A 20481-nucleotide genomic window follows, 5' to 3' on the forward strand; every position below is an offset into this window, starting at 1 on the left:
AGGGAGTGGGCGTTACCGGCTGTTTTGGTCATGACCCTGCAGAGCTTCCTCTGTCAGTCCACAGCGGGACCAGGAGGGCGCGAGCGTCTCCAATTGGCATTGTCATGCCCCTGATCAGTCTCCAGGATATTCATCACACCTATACCGGCACGGAACGGGCGGTTCATGCCCTGCGTGGGGTGACGCTCGATATCGACGCCGGTGAGTTCGTCGCCATCACCGGCCCGTCCGGATGCGGAAAATCCACCCTGCTCAACATCATCGGCACGCTCGAAAAAGCCAGCGCCGGACGGTGCGAGTTCAACGGCCGCGACATCACCACCATTCCCGACCGCGACCTGGCCCACCTGAGGGCGACGCAGATCGGCTTCGTGTTCCAGAACTTCAACCTGATCGACCACCTCAGCGTCTATCAGAATATCGAACTGGGCCTGCGCTATCGCCGTGACAATCTGAAGAACCGCCGCGACCTGGTCGTAGAGGCCATGGACCGCGTCGGCATGGGCCACCGCGCCGACCACCTGCCGCGGCAACTGTCCGGCGGGCAGCAACAGCGCTGCGCCATAGCCCGGGCCATTGTCGGCCATCCCGTCATCGTGCTGGCCGACGAACCCACCGGCAATCTCGACTCTCGTAACGCAGCCCAGACCCTGGGGATCCTTAAGGAACTCAACGACAAGGGCACCACCCTGATCATCGTTACCCATGCGCTGAGCCAGGCCGACCAGGCCTCGCGCGTGGTCGAGATGCATGACGGCCGTATCCACATTTCCAGCCGCAGGCTGTCGTGAGCCCGCTGCTGTTCCCTCTGATGCACCTGGTCCGCGTTATCGCCGCGCGATGGGGTGTGTATCTGCTGATGGTGGCCGGACTGACGCTCAGCTATGCTGCTGCCATCGTCGTTACCCTCTTTGTCCATGATGAACTGACCTATGACCGCTTCATGCCCGGCGCCGACCGGGTCTATCTGCTGTCGGCTGATTACGGACCGCAGGGACGGCCGCTGTTGGCCAGCGATCGCACGCCCGCCGGCATGGCCAATTGGATGGCCGCCGACGTTCCCGAGATCGAGCGCGTCACCCGGCTGAACGCTGTCGAATGGCCGCTGCGCAGCGCCCGTCGCCAGGTCAAGGAGCGCTTCTACTGGGCCGATCCCAATGTGTTCGAGATTCTGAAACTGCCGGCGGTGCACGGCGATCTGTCGACGGCCTTGCAGAAACCTGACAGCGTGGTGATGACGCAACGCATGGCACGGGCCTATTTCGGCCGTGAGGACGCCATCGGCCAAAGGCTGACCACGAAGGGGGGAATCCCGCTGACAGTGACCGCCATCCTGAAGGACATACCGGCCAATTCGCACCTGGACCGGGAAATCTTCGTCTCGGGCCGCGGCAGCTATGCCATGCTGAACGTGCTTGACCTGCACCCTGAGTACCAATGGGCCAATGCCTATATCTATGTCACCTTCAAGCCGGGCACGGACGTGAAGGCGGTGGAAGGGCGGCTGATCGACATCAGTACCCGCCATTGGCGTGGCGTGCATAACCTTCCCGGTGGCTATCAACTGGTACCCTTGCTGGATCTGCATTTTCGGCCTCACGGCGACGGCGAGTTGAAGCCGCGCGGCCATGTCGGCTCGATCCTGGCCGTAGTCGCAGTAGCGGCCGCCATCCTGGCCCTTGCCGGAATCAATCTGTCGGGTCTGATCCTGGCCGAAACCCAGGAACGCGGCGCCGAGATGGCCATCCGCACCGCCCTGGGCGCGCGGCGGATCGACCTGATCGGCCAGGTTTTGCGCGAAGCCTGTTGGGTCAATCTGATCGGGCTGGGCCTTGGGTTGGCAGCGGTGGAGCGGCTGCTGCCGGGGTTGAATGCCGGCCTGGGTGTCGACTTACACCTGTGGAAGCAGCCCTGGATCGTCCTGCCGGTGGTGATGGCGATCGCAGCGGTGGTGACGGTGCTGAGCGGGCTGTATCCGGCGATCGCCGTGTCGCGCCCGGCGGCGAAGACGCGGCCCGATCCGTCGGGGGTATTGCCCTGGCGTGGCTGGGTGGTGGCGCAGATCTCGCTGGTGATCGTGCTGTTGATCGCCTCACATACCATTGGCCGGCAATGGCAGTTCGCCACCCGCGATGCGCTGCGCTTCGACGGCGACCATGTGGTGATGATCCGGTTCAGCGATGATCCGGTGGCGAGCCGGGTGTTTGCGGAAAATCTGCGAACGGTGCCGGGTGTCGAGGCCGTGGCGGAATCCTTTGGCACACCGACCACGGACCTGGCCCGGCCGGCTTGGATCCGCAGGCCGGGCCGGGCGATGATCAGCCTGACGCGGATTTCCACCGCCCCCGACTTCTTCACCGTCTATCGCGTACCTATGGTCGCCGGGCGGCGCCTGTCGGGGATCTATTCGGACCGGGAAACACCGAGAGAAATCCTGATTAATGAAGCGGCGGTGAAGGCCTTGGGGTTTGCTTCGCCGCAGGACGCCGTGGGCCGGGACCTGGACTATGAGACAGATCGGCTGCGGATGCGGTCGCGCATTGTCGGGGTGGTGCCGGATCTGCGCTTTGCCACGGTGTATGACCCCAGCGGCCCGATGATCTACGATGGTTTCTCGCGATTCTTCACCCAGGCCAGTGTGCGGGTTTCGGAGAGGGATGTCGCCGGCACATTGGGGCGGATCGATGCCCTGTGGCAGCGCGACACCGGCGGGGTGATGCCGATCGAGCGGCGGTTCTACCGCGATTACCTGCTGGAGCAGTACCACGACCTGCGTCAGCAGATGCAGGTGTTCAACCTGGTGGCGGGGGTGGCGATCGTGTTATCGACCCTGGGGCTGACGGGATTGTGTATCTTCCTGACCCGGCGCCAGGCGCGGGAGATCGCCATATTGCGGGCTCTGGGAGCGACGTTCGAGGACATCTTCGTGCAGCGCCTGACGCCGTTCTTTGTGCCGCTGCTGATTGCGAATGCGATCGCCTGGCCGGCGGCGTGGCTGGTTCTGCGGAGTTGGCTCAGTTCGTTTGCCGAGCATATCCCGCTATCGGGTTTGTCGTTTGTCGGCGCAGCGGTGACGGCGGTGGTGTTTGCGCTGGTTACCGTTGCGGCGCACTCGGCGCTGACGGTCGGAAAGGTCTCGGTGTCGGCGTCATTGAGGCATGAGTGAGGTGCTTCTGGACAGGCAAGGCGGTATTTTTTGCCTCTGACTCTTTTATTGCGAATGAACCTGCGCGGTTGATTCTCGTTTGCGCCCGGCAGCTTTCGTTCTGGCGCGCCATACCCGCCGAATTCGGTGTTGCAGGTTTCTATTGCCGCGGCCAACGCACACGAGCCTGCTCGCAGTGGTGGAGCGTTGCTTTAAAGACACGTCATCTATTTCGATAAACGGATAGCCGTACAGTGCCGTTTTAACCCTATTTGCGACATATTTTCGCTTTTGAGTTGATTCCGCCGCATCGGGCGCAGGTCGGCGTTGCACGAATCTCTGACTGGCCGGTTCCGCATTACCCACATTTCATCAGGAGATTTTCATGACGACCTTTTCTATTGGCCCGGACTCCGAAGAAAACGTATTTGGGGATGGCGACGACTGGCTGATCGCCGACTACAGCACGATGACAACGCCGGTCGGCGTGGGGATTGCTTTTAATGGTTCCGGCTATGAGCACCGATTTTACTCAACCTCTCCCGATGTCTATGTCCGGGTCGGTGGTATTGCGAAATACTTTATTTACGGCGGCTCGGCGAACGACAGCCTGGTTGGCTGGTTCTATGACGATGTTATTAACGGCAATGCCGGGAATGACGCTATCTGGGGCGACATGGGGTCAGACAGTTTGAACGGTGGTTCGGGTGACGACTATATCGTCTGTGCGTCTGCTTTATCGGGTGGCTACTATGACGACGGTGCGGATCAGATCGATGGCGGCGACGACGTCGATACCGTCATCATGGATCTGCGCTATTTCAGCGGTGCCATCGCCTTCAACCTGGATGCCGCTTCTTCCTCAGACGGCACGACGCTGGCAAACGGCACCTTCATCCGCAACGTCGAGCGCGTCGAGCGGCTTATGACCGGCGTTGGAAACGATACGCTCAGCTTGCATCTGGACCTCGGTTTTGCCGATTACTGGAACGGGGGGGACGGTGAAGACCACCTGGTCGCTGACGGTAGCGCCTTGACGGCGGATATGTCTACTCAGGCTGGAGTGTACGCGACCTATACGATATCTGCCGGCGGAACTGTGGTGTTTGCCTCCCAATATGCCGACAAGCTGACGATTGTGGGCGGCAGCGGCAACGATACTTTGGGTACGGTCGACTATGTCTATGCCAGCAACGATTACCTTTCCGGCAATGGCGGCAGTGACGCGCTGAGTGGCAGCTATGGCAATGACACGCTATTGGGCGGTGACGGCAACGACGAACTAAAAGGCGATTTCGGCGCCGACAGCATGGCGGGGGGCGCAGGAAACGACACCTACTATGTTGATGACACGGGTGACCTGGTGGGCGAGAGCAGCAACAACGGTATCGACGTCGTCTTTTCGAGCGTCGGTTTCAGCCTGGCCGGGCGCTACATCGAGGTGGTGAATCTCACGGGTTCGGCGAACGTCAGCATCACCGGAAACAGCTTCGCCAATCAGTTGAACGGCAACAATGGCAGCAATCGGTTGGATGGCAGCTCCGGCAATGATACCCTGACTGGTGGTTTCGGCGACGACACCTATGTCGTCGACAGTCTTAGCGACGTGATCGTTGAAGCTGCCGGCCAAGGGGGTGACACCGTGCAGACCGGTCTTACCTGGGTGTTGGGTGAATTTTTCGAAAACCTTACCCTGACCGGCTCAGCGGCGGTTGACGGTACGGGAAATTCTTCGTCCAACCTGTTGACCGGAAACGGGGCAGCCAACGTCCTGACCGGATTGGCTGGCGACGACGTGCTGGACGGCAAGGGCGGGGCGGACAGGCTGGTTGGGGGCCTGGGCAACGATACCCTGGTCGTCGACGACGTCGCAGATGTGGTTGTCGAGGCCAGCGGCCAAGGCAGCGATACCGTGCAGGCCTCGGTTAGTTTTTCGCTGAGCGGCCTTCAGATCGAAAACCTGACCCTGACAGGGACGGCGGTCCTCAACGCCACCGGTAACAGCCTGGGGAATGTCCTGACTGGCAACAGTGCCGCCAACCGGATTGATGGACTTGCCGGCAATGACAGTATGAGCGGCGGAGGCGGCAATGACACCTATGTTGTCAATTCTGCAGGAGATACCGTCACCGAAGCTGTTGGCCAGGGAAGCGACCTCGTCGAATCCGCGGTTGCCTTCAGCCTGGGCGACAATGTCGAGCACCTTACACTGACTGGGGCCGGCAATATTAACGCCACAGGCAACGGCTTGGGCAACATCCTGACTGGCAACGGCGGCAACAATGTCTTGAACGGCGGATTGGGTAACGACACCTATTATATTCAAAACGTCGGTGACACCGTCGTCGAGACCAGCGGCCAGGGTACGGATACTATCTATTCCACAGTCACCTACTCCCTGAACGGGCGGGTCGTTGAAAACCTGTACCTGACGGGCAGCGATGACCTTTCTGCCACGGGGAACGGAGTCGGTAACATCCTGAGTGGAAACTCGGGTAACAATAGTCTGAACGGCAAGGGTGGCGCGGACCTTTTAACCGGTGGCCTAGGTAGCGATCTGTTTCTGTTCGACGCCGGCAGCGGCAAAGACAAGATAGTTGATTTTTCCGCCGGGCAGAATGACTCGATCAATATCAGCGCTTACACCACAGGGATTGCCAATGAATCTCTTGTCAGCCAGGCTGGTAGCGACGTCTTGATCGACCTGGGTGGCGGCAACTCCATTACGGTGCTGAATGCCGGTCAGGCGGAGGTGCTCGGACACATCGTGTGGTGAGGCGATGAGATTGACGTCGGCCCGGTGGAGCTAGGGGCGCGGTAAAGCGGCAGCAGAAACATTAGGCTGAGGCTTCAGTTGTTCGGTCCGATCGGTAACAACAGAATACTTTGCCGACAGTATTTTTCTGATGGATTGCGGAGTGTGCGATGCCCAGGTCGAATGTCACAGGTAACACCCTGACACTAGATATGCGCTTAACCAGCCTGTTGCGTGACAAGAAAAGCCCTGAGGCGGAACGATTTGTGTGCCTCAAAGCCGAATTGCAGATAGCCTTTGCTGCGCCGGAAACCACTTACGAGCTGCTGGATGTGGAGGAGGTCATCGCGCGCAATCCGCGAGGGAGAAAACCAAGCTAGCGCGATACTGGGACGATGCTTCCGCTTTATGAAAACGTCCGTTTGTCCTCCTGCTGCGCAGCGCGAGAGGCCGTTTAGAGGACCCCTCCGTCTCGACGCGCTTCAGCCCATAGGGGGCCTCGCTTGCTCGCCACCTCCCCATCAAGATGGGGAGGAGAAGGAAGTATGAAATTTTCCCTTGTTCCATGAGCTTCGCGCAACGGTTGAGCGAGATCTCTCGGGGGAGCGAAAAGTTGGCGGACGGCAGTGGACTCGAACCACAAACGGTTTCCCGTTCGATGCGCTTAGCAGGCGATCCCAAACCCTGTCTGGTTTACCGTCCTCAATTGGCGGCGGGTGAAGGAATCGAACCCTCAACGTTCAATACGTTGGCGCAGTTTTCAAGACTGTTTGACCACCATGGCCGCCACCCGCCGGACGCGGGTCAGCGACCCGCTATTAGAGCGAGCTGCGACTTGACGAAATGGTGGCGCGCAGGTTGGTCATGCCTGCCGTATGGCGCAAACGACGGCGGGAGTCAACTTTGGTCGGGGCAATCCCTAATGTCGGACCATTAAGTCCTCTTTTATATCAGTCTGCTAAACTCCTCGCCTAATCCAGAATGGATGGCACAGGGTTGAAGGCGTTCCTGAACAGGCTGAGGCGATTATTTACCGTTTCCGGTGACAGTCCGGAGCTGGTGCAGGCGCAGTTTCGCGCCTTCTGCAAACAGATGCCCACCCTGTACTTTATCCTGACCGTCAGCACCCTGTCCGTCAGCTATACCTTTTCGTCGCGGGCGCCGTTGTGGTTGTCGGTCTACCTGCCCATGGCGATGTGCCTGGTCTGCGTCGGGCGGTTCCTCTGGTGGATTCGCGCCGGCAAGACGCCGGTATCCGACGACGTCGCCCTGCTTCACCTGAAGCACACGAACGTTCTGGCGTCGCTGCTGTCGGCCGGCCTTACCTGCTGGGGCCTCAATCTGTATGGCTATGGCGACGACCCTGCCCAGGGCCACGTCATCTTCTACATGGCGCTGACCGTGATCGGCTGCATCTTCTGCCTGATGCATTTGAGGTCGGCGGCCATTGCCGTGACGCTGATCGTCATCGTCCCCTATATCGTCTTCCTGATGGCGGAAGGCGGGCCGACCGAGCGCGCCATCGCCATCAATCTGGGTCTGGTCTGCATGGCGATGATCAGCGTGCTGCTGACCCATTATCGCGACTTCAAGGAACTGATCGCCTCGCGCCGGGACCTGACGGCCAAACAGGTGGAAACCCAGGCCCTGTCCAACGAGAATTTCCGTATCGCCAATCTGGATGCCCTGACGGGCCTGCCCAACCGGCGGCGGTTCTTTCACGATGCCGATGCCGCCTTCGCCGCCGCGGAAGCGAACGGCAGGGCGATGGCCATCGGGGTAATCGATCTGGATGGGTTCAAGCCGGTCAATGATACGTTTGGGCACGCGGCCGGCGACCGGGTGCTGGTCGAGGCGGCGGAACGGTTTCAAAGCGCCGTCGTGGAGGCCGGGCCGGTGGCCGCCACGGTCTACCGGCTGGGCGGGGACGAGTTCGGTCTGGTCGTTCAGGGCGACCTGGCTGAGGGTGTACTGGAGGACCTGGGGCGGCGGTTGACCGGAACGACGGCGCGGCCGTTTGCGGCGGGCGGCGCCTATGCCCAGATGGCCTGTTCGATCGGTTTCGCGCTGTGGCCGCAGTCCGGGGCCAATGCCGAAAGCCTGTTCGAATGCGCCGACTATGCGCTGTATCATGCCAAGCGCCATCTGCGCGGCCAAACCGTTCTGTTTTCGGCCGAGCATCAGGCGGAGATCCTCAACCAGAGTGTGGTCGAGCGCAGCCTGCAGGCCGCAGACCTCGGTACCGAACTATCGCTGGTCTATCAGCCGATGATCGATTTGCGCAGCGGCGCGACGGTGGGTTTCGAAGCGTTGGCGCGGTGGGACAGCCCGGTTCTGGGACGGATGGCGCCGGGGGTGTTTATCCCCGTCGCCGAGCGGACCGGGCTGATTGGCACAGTGACACGGGCGTTGCTGGAAAAGGCCTTGCGCGAGGCCCGGACCTGGCCGGAAGCCCTGGCGTTGTCGTTCAACCTTTCGGCGCACGACATATGCGCCGCCGAAGGCGTGGTGCGGCTGATCGCCATCGTCAATGCCAGCGGGATCGACCCGCGGCGGATCGATTTCGAGATCACCGAAACCGCCATGGCGGCCGATTTCGAGCGCGCCCGCCAGTCGGTCATCGCTTTGAAGGCTCTGGGGTGTCAGGTGTCGCTGGACGATTTCGGCACTGGCTATTCGTCTTTGAGCTATGTCCACCGGCTGCCTTTGGACCGCATCAAGGTCGATCGCAGTTTCGTCGCCGACCTGGACAGCAATCCGGCCAGCCGCAAGATCGTCAAGAGCCTGACGTCGTTGTGCCTGGATTTCGGCCTGACTTCGGTGATCGAGGGCGTGGAGACGGAGGCGCAACTGGGGGCGTTGTCGGGGCTGAATGGGGACTTGGCGCAGGGCTATCTGTTTGCCCGGCCCATGCCGGCCGGGGATATTCCGGGATATCTGGCGGGTGAAGCCTTGCCGCGGGTCGCGCACGGGGCTTAGCTCGCTTGTTGAGACGAAGCACCTGCGGTGACGGGAACGGTTTCGAAATCGCGATCCACGTCCTCCGAATAGATAAATTTGTGCAGTGCAGCAATTTGAAATATCAAGTTCTTTGACACTGGGCGCGGGAAGCGGCTCAGATGGAGCTCTGCCTGTCGTTTAACCGGGCCTGGAGAACCGAAATGTCCGTCCGCTCAACACCCAAAACTCAGATCGTCGTGGTCGGTGGCGGCGCCGCTGGGCTGGAACTGGTGCGGCGGCTGGGGGCACGGTTCGGGCGGCGGGACCATGACATCATCCTGATCGATCGCAATCGCACCCATATCTGGAAGCCCCTGCTGCACGAAGTCGCGGCGGGATCGCTCGACGCCAGCCTGGATGAGGTCGGGTATCGCGGCCACTGTCACCGCTGGGGCTATCGTTATCTTTATGGCACGCTCGACCGGATCGATCGCGCGGCGCGGCGCGTGCATATCGCGCCCGTGCTCGATCCCAAGGGGCGCGAAGTCGTCGCGGCCCATTCGGTCCGCTACGACTATCTGGTCCTGGCCTATGGCTCGATGACCAACGATTTCGGCACGCCGGGTGTGGCCGAGAACTGCCTCTTCCTGGACAGCCGCGGTCAGGCCGATGCCTTTCGCGATCAGTTGCTGGATCAATGTCTACGGGTCTCGCGGTCCATGCAGACCGATCCGGCGTCCGACGCCCACGTCAGGGTCGTCATCGTGGGTGGCGGAGCGACCGGCGTCGAGCTGGCGGCGGAACTGTACAATGCCGCCGATGCCCTGGGTTATTACGGCCTGGAGGTGTTCGACCGCAGCCGGCTGGATGTGACCCTGCTGGAGGCTGGGCCGCGCATCCTGCCGGCCTTGCCGGAGCGTTTGGCCGAGGCGGCGCATCAGGAGCTCGAAGCGCTGGGCGTCAAGGTCAGGACGGGCACCGCCGTTACGGCGTCGCTGCCGTCGGGCATGGAAACAGCGGGTGCGGGCCAGATTCCGGCCGATCTCCAGGTCTGGGCCGCCGGCGTCAAGGCGGTGCCGATCCGCCAGGGTCTGGATGGGCTTGAGATATCACGGACCAACCAGGTGGTGGTCCGGCCGACGCTTCAGGTTGTCGGTGACGACCGTGTCTTTGCCATAGGCGATTGCGCCTTCTGCAAATTGCCGGGGCAGGAACGGCCGGTACCGCCGCGCGCCCAGGCGGCGCACCAGATGGCAGAGACCGCCTATGCCAATCTGGTTCGGTTGCAGCAGGGAAAGCCTCTGGTCGAGTTTGCCTACCACGACCACGGTTCGCTGGTGTCGCTGAGCCGGTTCTCGACGGTGGGCTCGCTGATGGGCAGTCTGCTGGGCGGGCGCATGGCGGTCGAGGGGCGGCTGGCCCGGTTCGTCTATATGTCGCTGTACCGGATGCATATCCTGGCCGTGCACGGCTGGATAAAGGGCTTGGCGGTGATCTCGGTGGGACACATCAACCGGTTTATCCGTCCGAAGCTGAAGCTGCACTGAGCGTCAGGACGGACGGCCTTAGGATGATATCCTGGGGAGGAATTGGAGCGGGCGAAGAGGATCGAACTCTCGACATCCACCTTGGCAAGGTGGCGCTCTACCGCTGAGCTACGCCCGCTCATGTCCGTAAACGCGGGAGAAACCCGCCGGAGAGGCGCGCCTTATAGCCAGAAGGCCGGATGGCGCGCAAGTGCTTATTTTCCGAAACCTGTGAAAAACTTTTTGAGCCTCACAGCATGGCCGGAATGACCCGATCCGGCGGCCGGTGGCCGTCCTGGAAGGTCTTTACATTCAGGATTACCCGGTCGCCCATGTCGGTGCGCGCCTCGATCGTCGACGACGCCATGTGCGGCAGCAGGATGGCATTGGGCAAACCGATCAGTTCCTGATTTATGGCCGGTTCGCGCTCATAGACGTCCAGCCCGACGCCGGCGATGCGTTTCTCGCGCAACATGGCGGCCAGGGCCTGTTCGTCGACGATCTGGCCGCGCGCCGTATTGACCAGCAAGGCGTGCGGTTGCAGCTTGGCCAGGCGTTCGGCGCTGAGCAGGTGATAGGTGCTGGAACCGCCCGGCGCGTTGATCGAAATCACGTCCATCCGCGACAGCATCTGATCCAGGTCGTCCCAGTAGGTGGCGCCCAGCTCGTCCGAGATGCGCGCCGACACCGGCTTGCGGTTATGATAGTGGACGCTCATGCCGAAGGCGCGGGCACGGCGTGCCAGGGCCTGGCCGATGCGGCCCATGCCGATAATGCCCAGCCGTTTGCCATAGACGCGACGGCCTAGCAGGAAGGTTGGCGACCAGGCGGAGAACTCGCCCTTCTGGACGATCTCGGCGCCTTCGACGAAGCGGCGCGACACGGCCAGAATCAGGCCCATGGTCATTTCGGCCGTGTCTTCGGTCAGGACGCCCGGTGTGTTGGTGATGATGATGCCTTTTTCGGCGCCCTTGACGACGTCGATATGGTCGTAGCCGACGCCGAAATTGGCGATCATCTTCAGCCGCTCCGGGGCGGCGTCGAAGAATTCGGCATCGATGCGGTCGTTGATCGAGGTCACCAGGACGTCGCAGTCCTGGGCCGCCTGCAGCAGCCGGTCGCGTGGCATCTGCGACAGGTCGTACCACAGGGTGGTGTTGAACAGCTCGCGCATCCGCGTTTCCACGGGTTCGGGCAGCTTGACGGTGAGGACCACCTTAAGTTTCGTCGCGCTCATAAAAGCCTTTTATGTCTTTTCGCCGCGTCCGTATTCCGGTTCTTTCCCTAAACCGGCGGAACGGCGATGCATGTGTTTGATGGCGAATTATCTTCCGGTTAACCAAATCTGAACCATGCCCGCCAAGAATGGCACGCAACACGGCGCCCGATCCGGCGCTCCCACACGCTTTTCCAAGCCATGTTTGATAACCGCTGCCCCGACATAAACGCGTTGACCCAGTCAGTTCAAGCCCTTCCCGGCCGTTTTTGGCCTGCCGCGGCGGCTTTTGCCGTGCTGATCGCGCTGGCCGTGCCGGCGCAGGCGGGCGAACCCGTGGAATATGACACGCCGTCCAAGGCGGCCGTGCCGCGCTGGGCCATGTTGGGCAAGAACGAGGTCAATGCCCGCAATGGTCCGAGCCTGGATAACCGCAAGGTGTGGACCTACCGCAAGGCCGGCATTCCGGTGCAGATTATCTCCGAGACTCGCGACTGGCGGCTGATCTGCGATCCCGCCGGCGGTGTCGCCTGGGTGAAGAAGAGCATGTTGCGGTCGCCGCGCAATGTCATCACGCCGCCCCAGAAGCTGGAATTACGAACCGATCCGAAGCCGGACGCCGACGTCAAGGCGATTGTGCGGCCGCGCGTCGTCGCCTCGGTGGAAAAGTGCAAGGACGCCTGGTGCCGGATTTCCGTCGCCGGCCAGACCGGCTGGGCGCCGAAGAATGTCCTGTGGGGCATGCAGACGACGGCGGTCTGCGCCCGGCCCAATCCGCTGGCCGAACGTTAAGCGTTCGCAATCGGTTACAAAAAACGATTGAGCCCCGACGCTGTGTCGTGTAACGCACTCTCCACTTAAGTTACAGATCGTGATCGCACTTACGGGGAGTGCGGGTGCGTGACATGGAGCCCATTGGACGGATGACGGATCGCCCCAACGCGTATGACTACGAAGCCCTGCTGGCCTGCGGGCGCGGTGACATGTTCGGCCCGGGCAATGCCCAGCTGCCGGCACCGCCGATGCTGATGTTCGATCGAATCATCGAAATCACCGACAATGGCGGCACCCACGGCAAGGGACATATCGAAGCCGAACTGGATATCCGCCCGGACCTGTGGTTCTTCGGTTGCCACTTCATCGGCGACCCGGTCATGCCGGGCTGCCTGGGGCTGGACGCCATGTGGCAACTGGTCGGCTTCTATCTCGGCTGGCGCGGCAATCCCGGGCGCGGTCGCGCGCTGGGTGTCGGCGATGTCAAGTTCACCGGCCAGGTGACCCCCGATGTCAAAAAAGTGACCTACAAGATCGATATGAAGCGCGTCATGTCGGGCAAATTGATCATGGGGATCGGCGACGGGGTTGTCGAAGCCGATGGCAAGCTTATCTATCAGGCGTCGGGCCTGAGAGTTGGGTTGTTCGACGCCAAGGACCTGGGCTAAAAGACCCGTCCGCGTCATGAATCTGGTGGGATCGCAAGGACTAGGCATGCGTAGAGTCGTCATTACAGGTATGGGAATCGTCTCCTCCATCGGCAACGGTGTCGACGAGGTTACCCAGTCCCTGCGCGAGGCGCGCTCAGGCGTCGTGGCCGCCGAGGACTATGCCCGGCTGGGCTTCAAGTGCCAGGTTCACGCGGCGCCGAAGATCGAGGACTGGACCAAGATGGTCGACCGCCGCGCCGCCCGCTTCCTGGCGCCCGGCACGGCCTATGGTCACATCGCCATGGAACAGGCGATCGCGGCGTCCGGCCTGGAAAAGTCGGAAATCTCGCATGAGCGCACCGGCATCATCTTCGGCTCGGGCGGGCCTTCGACCCGCGCCATCGTCGACGCCGCCGACACCACGCGCGAAAAGAATTCGCCCAAGCGCATCGGGCCGTTCGCCGTGCCCAAGGCGATGTCGTCGGGACCGTCGGCGACGCTGGCCACCTGGTTCGAAATCCGCGGCATCAACTATTCGATCTCGTCGGCCTGTGCGACCAGTGTGCACTGCATCGGCGCCGCCGCCGAACAGATCCTGATGGGCAAGCAGGACATCATCTTCGCCGGTGGTACCGAGGAACTGGACTGGACGCTGTCGGACATGTTCGACGCCATGGGCGCCATGTCGAGTAATTTCAACGATCGTCCGGCGGTCGCCTCGCGAGCCTATGACCGCGACCGCGACGGTTTCGTCATCGCCGGCGGCGCCGGTCTGGTGGTCGTGGAAGAGTACGAGCACGCCAAGGCGCGCGGCGCCAATATAGTCGCCGAAATCGTCGGCTATGCCGCCAACAGCGACGGCTATGACATGGTCGCGCCGTCGGGTGAGGGGGCGGAACGCTGCATGAAGCTGGCCCTGGCCGAGGCCGGCGGCCGCAAGATCGACTATCTCAATCCGCATGGCACGTCGACGCCGGTCGGGGATTCGAAAGAGATGGGCGCAGTGCGCAATGTCTTCGGCGATAATGGCCCGATGGTGTCGTCGACCAAGTCGCTGACCGGACACTCGCTGGGGGCTGCCGGCGCCCAGGAAGCTATCTATTGCCTGTTGATGATGCAGAACGACTTCGCTGCCGAAAGCGCCCATATTGAGAACCTCGATCCGGAATTCGACGGCATGCCGATCCTGCGCCAGCGTCACGACGGCAAGATCGGGACGGCCATGTCGAACTCGTTCGGCTTCGGCGGCACCAACGGCTCGATCATCCTCAGCCGCGAAGACCTGTAGGCCCCCGCCTTAAGCCCTTGCCATTGCGCGCATAATTTGCTCTTAACGGCCGTATCCTGCCCGTGAACGGGGAGGCGATGAGCACGAGCAGACGAGGATTTGAGCATGGCCGATGAATGGAACTTCCCCAAGGGCGACCTGATGAAGGGCAAGAAGGGCCTGGTCATGGGCGTGGCCAATGACAAGTCCATCGCCTGGGGCATTGCCTGCCAACTGGCCGCCCAGGGCGCCGACATCGCTTTGTCCTATATGGGCGAAAGCCTGCTGCGCCGGGTCGAGCCGCTCGCCCAGTCGATCGGCATCCAGCACTTGATCGAATGCGACGTCACCAATGACGCCTCGATGGACACGGCCTTCGCCAAGTTGAAGGAGATTTATGGTGAGATCGACTTCCTGGTCCACTCGATCGCCTTCGCCAACAAGAACGAGCTGCAGGGCTCGTTCGTCGAGAACACCACCCGCGAAGGCTTCCTGCTGGCCATGAATGTGTCGGCCTTCTCGTTCGTCGACAGCGCGCGCCGCGCCGCCGAACTGATGCCGAACGGCGGCTCGCTGATCACCCTGACCTATCTCGGCTCCGAGCGCGTCATTCCCAACTACAACACCATGGGCGTGGCCAAGGCGGCGCTGGAAGCTTCGACCCGCTACATCGCCCGTGACCTGGGACCGAAGGGCATCCGCGTCAATGCCATCTCGGCCGGCGCCATGCGCACGCTCAGCCTGGCCGGGATTTCCGGCGGCCGTGCCCTGCATTCCAAGGGCAAGGCCTTCTCGCTGATGAAGGAAGACACCGCCATGGAAGGCGTCGCCGGCGCTGCCCTGTGGCTGGCTTCGGATCTGGGCCTGACCACGACCGGCGAAGTCGTCCATGTCGATGCCGGCTTCCATGTGGTCGGCCTGCCCGACGATATGGAGATGTAAGCGGATGCCGCGGTGTTTCATCATCGCGGGACCCAATGGCGCCGGCAAGACGACGTTTGCGCTCAAATACTTGCCGCGCCAAGGGGTAGAGACGTTTCTCAACGCGGATATGATCGCGTCGGGCCTCTCGCCCTTTGCGCCTGAAAAGCAGGCCGCTGCAGCAGGTCGGTTGTTTCTCGAACAGATCGAGAAATGTATAGCAGAAGGGCGCGATTTCGCTTTTGAGACCACCTTGTCAGGCAGGGCGTATCTTAAGCTCATTGAGCGTTTACAGGCATCAGGATGGGCGGTCGAGCTTATCTATTTGGCCTTACCCAGCGCAGACATGTCGATTTCGCGCGTGGCTGAACGCGTTGCGCACGGCGGTCATCATATTCCGTCAACCGACATTATCCGACGATATCCGCGTAGTTTGCGAAATTTGTTGAATGACTATAGTATGAAAGTGGATGAGTGCCATTGTTATCTCAACACCGAGTTCCTGACCCACCTGATTTTCGAAAGGTATGGCCAAGCCCTCGTTATTCGAGATCGTGATGTCTATCTTCAGCTTGAAAGTCTTGCAGGTTTAAACTGATGCCCGTGCCACCTGACGCTAAGAAAAAGTCAGACGCTATCTCCGCTGCCCTTCGGGATGCGGTGGTAGAGGCTATCGACCGTAAGCGCAAGCTGGGCCAGTACTGGGTTGTCTGGGACGGTGAAAAGCCGGTCGAGGTACACCCCGATACCAAGCAGACCGCCGCCGAATGACCATCAAATCCTACGGTGAGGCGCCGACGCTCGACGACATCGAGATCGTTGCCCGTTCCACGCTCAAGAAACTGCCCCATCCGTTCGACAGGCACCTGCGCGACGTCGTGGTGATCGTCGAGGACTTTCCCAACGCCGACATGCTGCAGGAACTGGGAATCGAGGATCCGTTCGAATTGACCGGGCTCTACACCGGCCGGCCGGCGGAACTGGAGACCATGACCGGCGACATGCCGTCGATGATCCATCTGTTCCGCCGCCCCATACTGGACGAATGGGCCGAGGGCGGGGTGACTCTCGAGGACCTCATCGCGCACATCCTGATCCACGAAGCCGGCCACCATTTCGGGCTGTCGGACGACGACATGGATTGGATGGAAACGCTACTTAAGAGCGGAACAGCTCACTAAGCGCGGTCAGTTGTCGGACGAGGTGTCCCGTGTAAAGACGGCAAACTGGCCGTTATCCAGGTCGGCGGCGATCTCATAGCTGATGATGGCGGCCAAACGGGACGCATGGATCTGAACGAAATTATGGAAATTTCCCACGCTTTCACTGTTGCCGACAATCACCACTTCCGCCTGGCCGGTAAGTTCGTCGCAGATTTGTGCAAAAAAATCGTGGACGTCCGTCACGGCTGACCCGTTGTCACGGGCGGCCTTGGCATAATATTCTGCAGCACTGTACAGGATCGGCTGAGTAACCTGGGTGTGTTTCGGCGTGGTAGCGCGGCTATGTGGCATGTATCCGTTCCCGATATGCATCTTTTTTGCGCACAATAGCACCTGCGAATGAAAATTCGGATAAGAAAAATCAAGGAATGCGCACAATTAGATGTTGCGGTGCGATGTAATCGATATCGCAATAGCGATATTGCATCAGCGAAAAACTACGTTGTTTCGCCTGTTTAACGAATTTGCTGTATTAATTCGACGTTAACCTTGAGAATAAATTCCTTATTTTCCAAGTATATTATTTTACGTTTACATTGTTTGTTTTCTTAAAAAACACAGGTTTCAGAACAATCATGCCCTGCATCATAAGGGTATAAGTGATGAGTTTTAATTCAGACTACTTCAATCTCGTACATTGGAAATTAACCCTGCCCATCGACGCCGATGGCGAAAATGACGGAAAGGCCGTCGAAGTTCTCAACCTGGTCGACTACAATGACGACCGCTTCTTCTATGTCGCTCCTGACAATGCGATGGTATTCCGGGCGTCGGTCAACGGGGCAACGACTCCTGGCTCGACCAAGGCCCGCAGCGAACTCCGCGAAATGAACGATAGCGGCCTCGCCGAATGGACGCTGGATCAGGGCGGCACTCTGACGGCAACCTTGTCGGTCAATCGCTGTCCAACCCTGACGGACGGTACGATGGGACGGATCGTGATCGGCCAGATCCACGGCACGGAGGAGGAGCTGGTTCGTCTTTACTACGACAACGGTACGCTTTACTTCGTCAATGACTGTGCCGGAGTTTTAAACATTGAAACCAAGTTCGCGCTCCTGAATGCTGCCGGCGATGCGCCGGATGTCGATCTGGGTGAAAAATTCTCCTACCGCATCACGGCAAAGGATGATGTGCTGACCGTCATCGTCTATGCCGACGGTCAGACCTATAGTTCCGTGACGAAGATCAACAGCGCCTGGGCCAGCGACAGCTTCTACTTCAAGAGCGGTGTCTATCTCGGCGTCAATGAATCCACGGGCGCCGGCGAAGGTATCGCTGCCTTCTATGCCCTGGATTTCGGTCATGGCGCCGGGCAGGGCCTGGGGGGGCTGGCCAGCATCGCCCTGGCCCAGGCGCGGCTTTCGCTGAACGGCACAGTGCGGGACGACGTCCTGCGCGGTGGTGACGATATCGACGTGTTGTATGGGTTTGAGGGGGACGATATCCTCAATGGCAGCGACGGCGACGACAAGCTGTACGGCGGGGCTGGCATAGACCGCCTGCACGGCGGCGCTGGCGCCGACTATATGCTGGGCGGAGCGGGGGACGACGTCTACATCGTCGACAATATTTCCGACAGAGTCGTCGAATATATCCGTGAAGGCGCCGACATCATCTATGCCTCGGTCAGCTATGCCCTGCCGGTCAATGTCGAAACCCTGAAACTGACTGGCACCGACGATATCAACGCTACGGGTAACAAGAACTCAGACGTGCTGATCGGCAACAAGGGCGCCAATGCGCTGGACGGTGCCGCCGGCAGTGACGAGATGCAGGGGCTGGAAGGCAACGACACCTACTATGTCGACAGTTCCGGCGACAAGGTCATCGAAATGGCCCGGGCCGGTAACGACCAGGTCATCAGCAGCGTGTCATACAAGCTGGGTGACAATGTCGAGCACCTGACCCTGACCGGCACGGCGGTGTCGGGCGTAGGCAACGATCTCAACAACCGTCTGTTTGGCAATGCGGCGAACAATTCGCTGACCGCCAATGGCGGGGATGACACGATCGACGGCGGCGCCGGGGCGGATACCATGTCCGGCGGGCTGGGCAATGACAGCTACTATGTCGACAGCGATCTGGACAAGATCGTCGAGGCCAGCACAGGCGGCTTTGACGTCGTGCGGACCTCGGCCAATATCGTGCTCAGCAACTATGTCGAGGATGTCTACATCGTCGCGACGGGCGCTGTTTCCGCCACCGGCAACAGCATCGACAACCGTATCGTTGGCGGCGCCGGCGACAACATCCTGACGGGAAAGGGCGGCAACGACCTCCTGACCGGCGGGGCCGGGCGTGACCGGTTTGTCTTCGACACCGCATTGTCGGCATCGAAGAATGTCGACACGGTCACCGACTTCAAGACGCGCTGGGACCAGATCGTGCTCGATCACCTGGTCTTCACCGCCCTGGATGTCGGCGCCGGGACGGAAAAGGCCTTCGCCATCGGCACGGCGGCGACCAGCCTTGACCACAGGATCATCTACAATCCCGTCTCGGGGGTGCTCTCTTATGATGCGGATGGCAGCGGCGTGAAAGCGGCCGTACAGTTCGCCCTGCTGCAGGGGACGCCGGTGATCACGTTTTCCGACTTCCTGATTGTGTAAAAAGGTTAACACCACAGAATTTGACACGAATTGGCCACAAAATTGTGCGACGCACAATGGTCGTTTTCCTTGTCGAATATGGGGTTTCGGCCCCAACCCGTGGTGTCAGCATGTCCACAATCGGTCGCCGGGCGTTTGTCGCCATGAGCATGGCAGCCCTGTCCGCGGGCGGGGGATGCCGGGGTGCCCGAGCGGCCGTATCGGCTTATGATCCGACGACGCCAGACCTGCAGTTTGCCGGTCTGGTTTCGCCGTTCGATGTGGCAGCCGCGCGCAGCCTGCGCGGCGAGCCGGCGACCGACCTGGACTGCGACAAGGCTCCGAAGCCGGTCACCGTGCTGGACCATGAGTCGAAGTACAAGCCCGGGACCAATTCGTCGGTCGAGGATTCCGACCGCGAGGAAGATTACCAGGAAAAGCTCAAGGAAGTCAGCGGCTTTTACAATCCGCTGACGCGCATCTCCGACCGCTATGTCCGCTCGCAGCCGCGCGCCAGCGAGATCGCCCAATGCGCCCTGCACTGGTTGAGCGGCTGGGCGCAGGCCGGTGCGCTGGAAAAAGGTGTCACCGAGCAGGGGCGCATGGTCCAGGCCTGGGCCTTGGCCAGCCTGGCCGGAAGCTACCTCAAGATCCGCAGCGATCCCTATCTCAGCCCGTCGGCCAATCGCGAGGTGTTGGACTGGCTGGGCCGGCTCAATGGCTTGGTCATCGCCAATTTCGATTCGCGCCAGGACAAGAAGAGCCGGTCCAATAACCACCGGTACTGGGCCAATTGGGCGGTATGTGCCACGGCCATCGCGCAGGACGACGCCGAATCCTTTGCCTGGGCGAAGGCCGGGTTCGAACGGGCCTGCGCTCAGGTCGAGCCGGACGGTGTCTTGCCGCTGGAGATGGAACGCCGCAGGAAGGCGCTGCATTATCATAATTTCGCGCTGGGGCCGCTGGTCTTGCATGCCGAGGCGCTGATCGCCAACGGCCAGGCGGATGCCTATGGGTTGAACGATGGTGCTGTGAAACGTCTGGCCGGTTTTGTGGTCAGCGGGCTGCGTGATCCGGCGATTTTCGCCGAACGCGCCGGCGAAAAGCAGGACCTCGACGGGACGTTGAAAGAGACGCAACTGGCCTGGATGGAGCCCTATTATGCCCGGTTCAAGGACGAAAGCCTGACGCTGTGGATGAAGGACTACCGGCCGCTGGTGGCACACCGGCTGGGCGGCGACCTGACCCTGCTGTTCGGCGCGGAGCTGGCGTGAGTGTTTTAAGCTCTGCTTCTTATCCTCCCCCGCGCGCGGGGGAGGTGGCGAGCAAGTGAGCCCTTCTTCAGGGCGAAGCGCGTCGAGACGGAGGGGGCGTTACGAACTCTGAATTTCGAGCTCTCGGCTCCCCCTCCGCTTCGACGCGCTTCGCTTTTCAAGCTCGCTTGCTCAGCACCTCCCCCGCAAGCGGTGGAGG

17 protein-coding genes and 2 tRNA genes are annotated in these 20481 nt (G+C 60.9%); 15 read left to right on the top strand and 4 right to left on the bottom strand.

Annotated elements, in window-relative coordinates; translation table 11 throughout:
* The first annotated feature begins 104 nt into the window (after positions 1 to 104).
* The 4 genes from ABAC460_RS34480 (at position 105) to ABAC460_RS34495 (ending at position 6280) form a co-directional block, all read left to right on the top strand.
* Entirely contained in the window at positions 105 to 791 is a 687-nt protein-coding gene (locus ABAC460_RS34480; protein WP_023453237.1) for an ABC transporter ATP-binding protein, read from the top strand.
* Positions 788 to 3166, top strand: a complete 2379-nt coding sequence (locus ABAC460_RS34485) for an ABC transporter permease (protein WP_023453238.1) — start codon at positions 788 to 790, stop codon at positions 3164 to 3166. The genes ABAC460_RS34480 and ABAC460_RS34485 overlap by 4 nt, the downstream gene beginning before the upstream one ends.
* 364 nt (positions 3167 to 3530) lie before the next feature.
* A complete protein-coding gene (locus ABAC460_RS34490) occupies positions 3531 to 5921 on the top strand; it encodes a beta strand repeat-containing protein (protein ID WP_023453239.1) in 2391 nt (796 codons plus the stop codon).
* Positions 5922 to 6070: 149 nt separating this feature from the next.
* Positions 6071 to 6280 (top strand): hypothetical protein, encoded by a 210-nt coding sequence (locus ABAC460_RS34495; protein ID WP_023453240.1) that lies wholly within the window; start codon positions 6071 to 6073, stop codon positions 6278 to 6280.
* Positions 6281 to 6607: 327 nt separating this feature from the next.
* Here ABAC460_RS34495 and ABAC460_RS49600 read toward each other — a convergent pair.
* Positions 6608 to 6695 (bottom strand) — tRNA-Ser (locus tag ABAC460_RS49600).
* Positions 6696 to 6992: 297 nt separating this feature from the next.
* On the opposite strand from ABAC460_RS49600, the gene ABAC460_RS34500 reads away from it, so the two are divergent.
* A complete protein-coding gene (locus tag ABAC460_RS34500; protein WP_235075798.1) occupies positions 6993 to 8879 on the top strand; it encodes a putative bifunctional diguanylate cyclase/phosphodiesterase in 1887 nt (628 codons plus the stop codon).
* 182 nt (positions 8880 to 9061) lie between these two features.
* Positions 9062 to 10387, top strand: a complete 1326-nt coding sequence (locus ABAC460_RS34505) for an NAD(P)/FAD-dependent oxidoreductase (RefSeq protein ID WP_023453242.1) — start codon at positions 9062 to 9064, stop codon at positions 10385 to 10387.
* A gap of 43 nt (positions 10388 to 10430) precedes the next feature.
* Here the strand turns inward: ABAC460_RS34505 and ABAC460_RS34510 are convergent.
* Positions 10431 to 10505, bottom strand: a tRNA-Gly gene (locus tag ABAC460_RS34510).
* A 111-nt stretch (positions 10506 to 10616) separates the two neighbouring features.
* The gene (locus ABAC460_RS34515) at positions 10617 to 11603 is read right to left on the bottom strand and encodes a 2-hydroxyacid dehydrogenase (RefSeq protein WP_023453243.1); all 987 of its coding nucleotides are present in this window, start codon (positions 11601 to 11603) and stop codon (positions 10617 to 10619) included.
* 273 nt (positions 11604 to 11876) lie between these two features.
* Between ABAC460_RS34515 and ABAC460_RS34520 the strand changes: the two genes are divergently transcribed.
* From ABAC460_RS34520 to ABAC460_RS34545, 7 genes are all read left to right on the top strand, one after another.
* Positions 11877 to 12374: an SH3 domain-containing protein gene (locus tag ABAC460_RS34520; protein ID WP_235075799.1), complete on the top strand. Its 498-nt coding sequence runs from the start codon at positions 11877 to 11879 to the stop codon at positions 12372 to 12374.
* A gap of 131 nt (positions 12375 to 12505) precedes the next feature.
* The gene (gene fabA, locus ABAC460_RS34525) at positions 12506 to 13024 is read left to right on the top strand and encodes a 3-hydroxyacyl-[acyl-carrier-protein] dehydratase FabA (RefSeq protein ID WP_023453245.1); all 519 of its coding nucleotides are present in this window, start codon (positions 12506 to 12508) and stop codon (positions 13022 to 13024) included.
* A gap of 46 nt (positions 13025 to 13070) precedes the next feature.
* Entirely contained in the window at positions 13071 to 14294 is a 1224-nt protein-coding gene (gene fabB, locus ABAC460_RS34530) for a beta-ketoacyl-ACP synthase I (protein WP_031236700.1), read from the top strand.
* 105 nt (positions 14295 to 14399) lie between these two features.
* Entirely contained in the window at positions 14400 to 15215 is an 816-nt protein-coding gene (locus ABAC460_RS34535; RefSeq protein ID WP_023453247.1) for an enoyl-ACP reductase FabI, read from the top strand.
* A 4-nt stretch (positions 15216 to 15219) separates the two neighbouring features.
* The gene (locus ABAC460_RS34540; RefSeq protein ID WP_023453248.1) at positions 15220 to 15792 is read left to right on the top strand and encodes a zeta toxin family protein; all 573 of its coding nucleotides are present in this window, start codon (positions 15220 to 15222) and stop codon (positions 15790 to 15792) included.
* Entirely contained in the window at positions 15792 to 15965 is a 174-nt protein-coding gene (locus tag ABAC460_RS50370; RefSeq protein WP_023453249.1) for a hypothetical protein, read from the top strand. Before ABAC460_RS34540 ends, ABAC460_RS50370 begins: the two co-directional genes overlap by 1 nt.
* Positions 15962 to 16375: a metallopeptidase family protein gene (locus ABAC460_RS34545; protein ID WP_023453250.1), complete on the top strand. Its 414-nt coding sequence runs from the start codon at positions 15962 to 15964 to the stop codon at positions 16373 to 16375. The genes ABAC460_RS50370 and ABAC460_RS34545 overlap by 4 nt, the downstream gene beginning before the upstream one ends.
* Before the next feature lie 6 nt (positions 16376 to 16381).
* Here ABAC460_RS34545 and ABAC460_RS34550 read toward each other — a convergent pair whose 3' ends face one another.
* Positions 16382 to 16708 carry a hypothetical protein gene (locus ABAC460_RS34550; RefSeq protein ID WP_155914621.1) on the bottom strand — a complete coding sequence of 109 codons (327 nt, stop codon included), beginning with the start codon at positions 16706 to 16708 and terminating at the stop codon, positions 16382 to 16384.
* Between the two features lie 311 nt (positions 16709 to 17019).
* On the opposite strand from ABAC460_RS34550, the gene ABAC460_RS48230 reads away from it, so the two are divergent.
* Together ABAC460_RS48230 and ABAC460_RS34555 are read left to right on the top strand one after the other, a co-directional pair.
* Complete coding sequence (locus tag ABAC460_RS48230; protein WP_023453252.1) at positions 17020 to 19029, top strand: polysaccharide lyase family 7 protein; 2010 nt, start codon at positions 17020 to 17022, stop codon at positions 19027 to 19029.
* Positions 19030 to 19139: 110 nt separating this feature from the next.
* Complete coding sequence (locus tag ABAC460_RS34555) at positions 19140 to 20282, top strand: alginate lyase family protein (protein WP_162150311.1); 1143 nt, start codon at positions 19140 to 19142, stop codon at positions 20280 to 20282.
* Positions 20283 to 20481 lie beyond the last annotated feature (199 nt).

It is taken from the genome of Asticcacaulis sp. AC460 (genome assembly GCF_000495795.1).
Classification (GTDB): domain Bacteria; phylum Pseudomonadota; class Alphaproteobacteria; order Caulobacterales; family Caulobacteraceae; genus Asticcacaulis.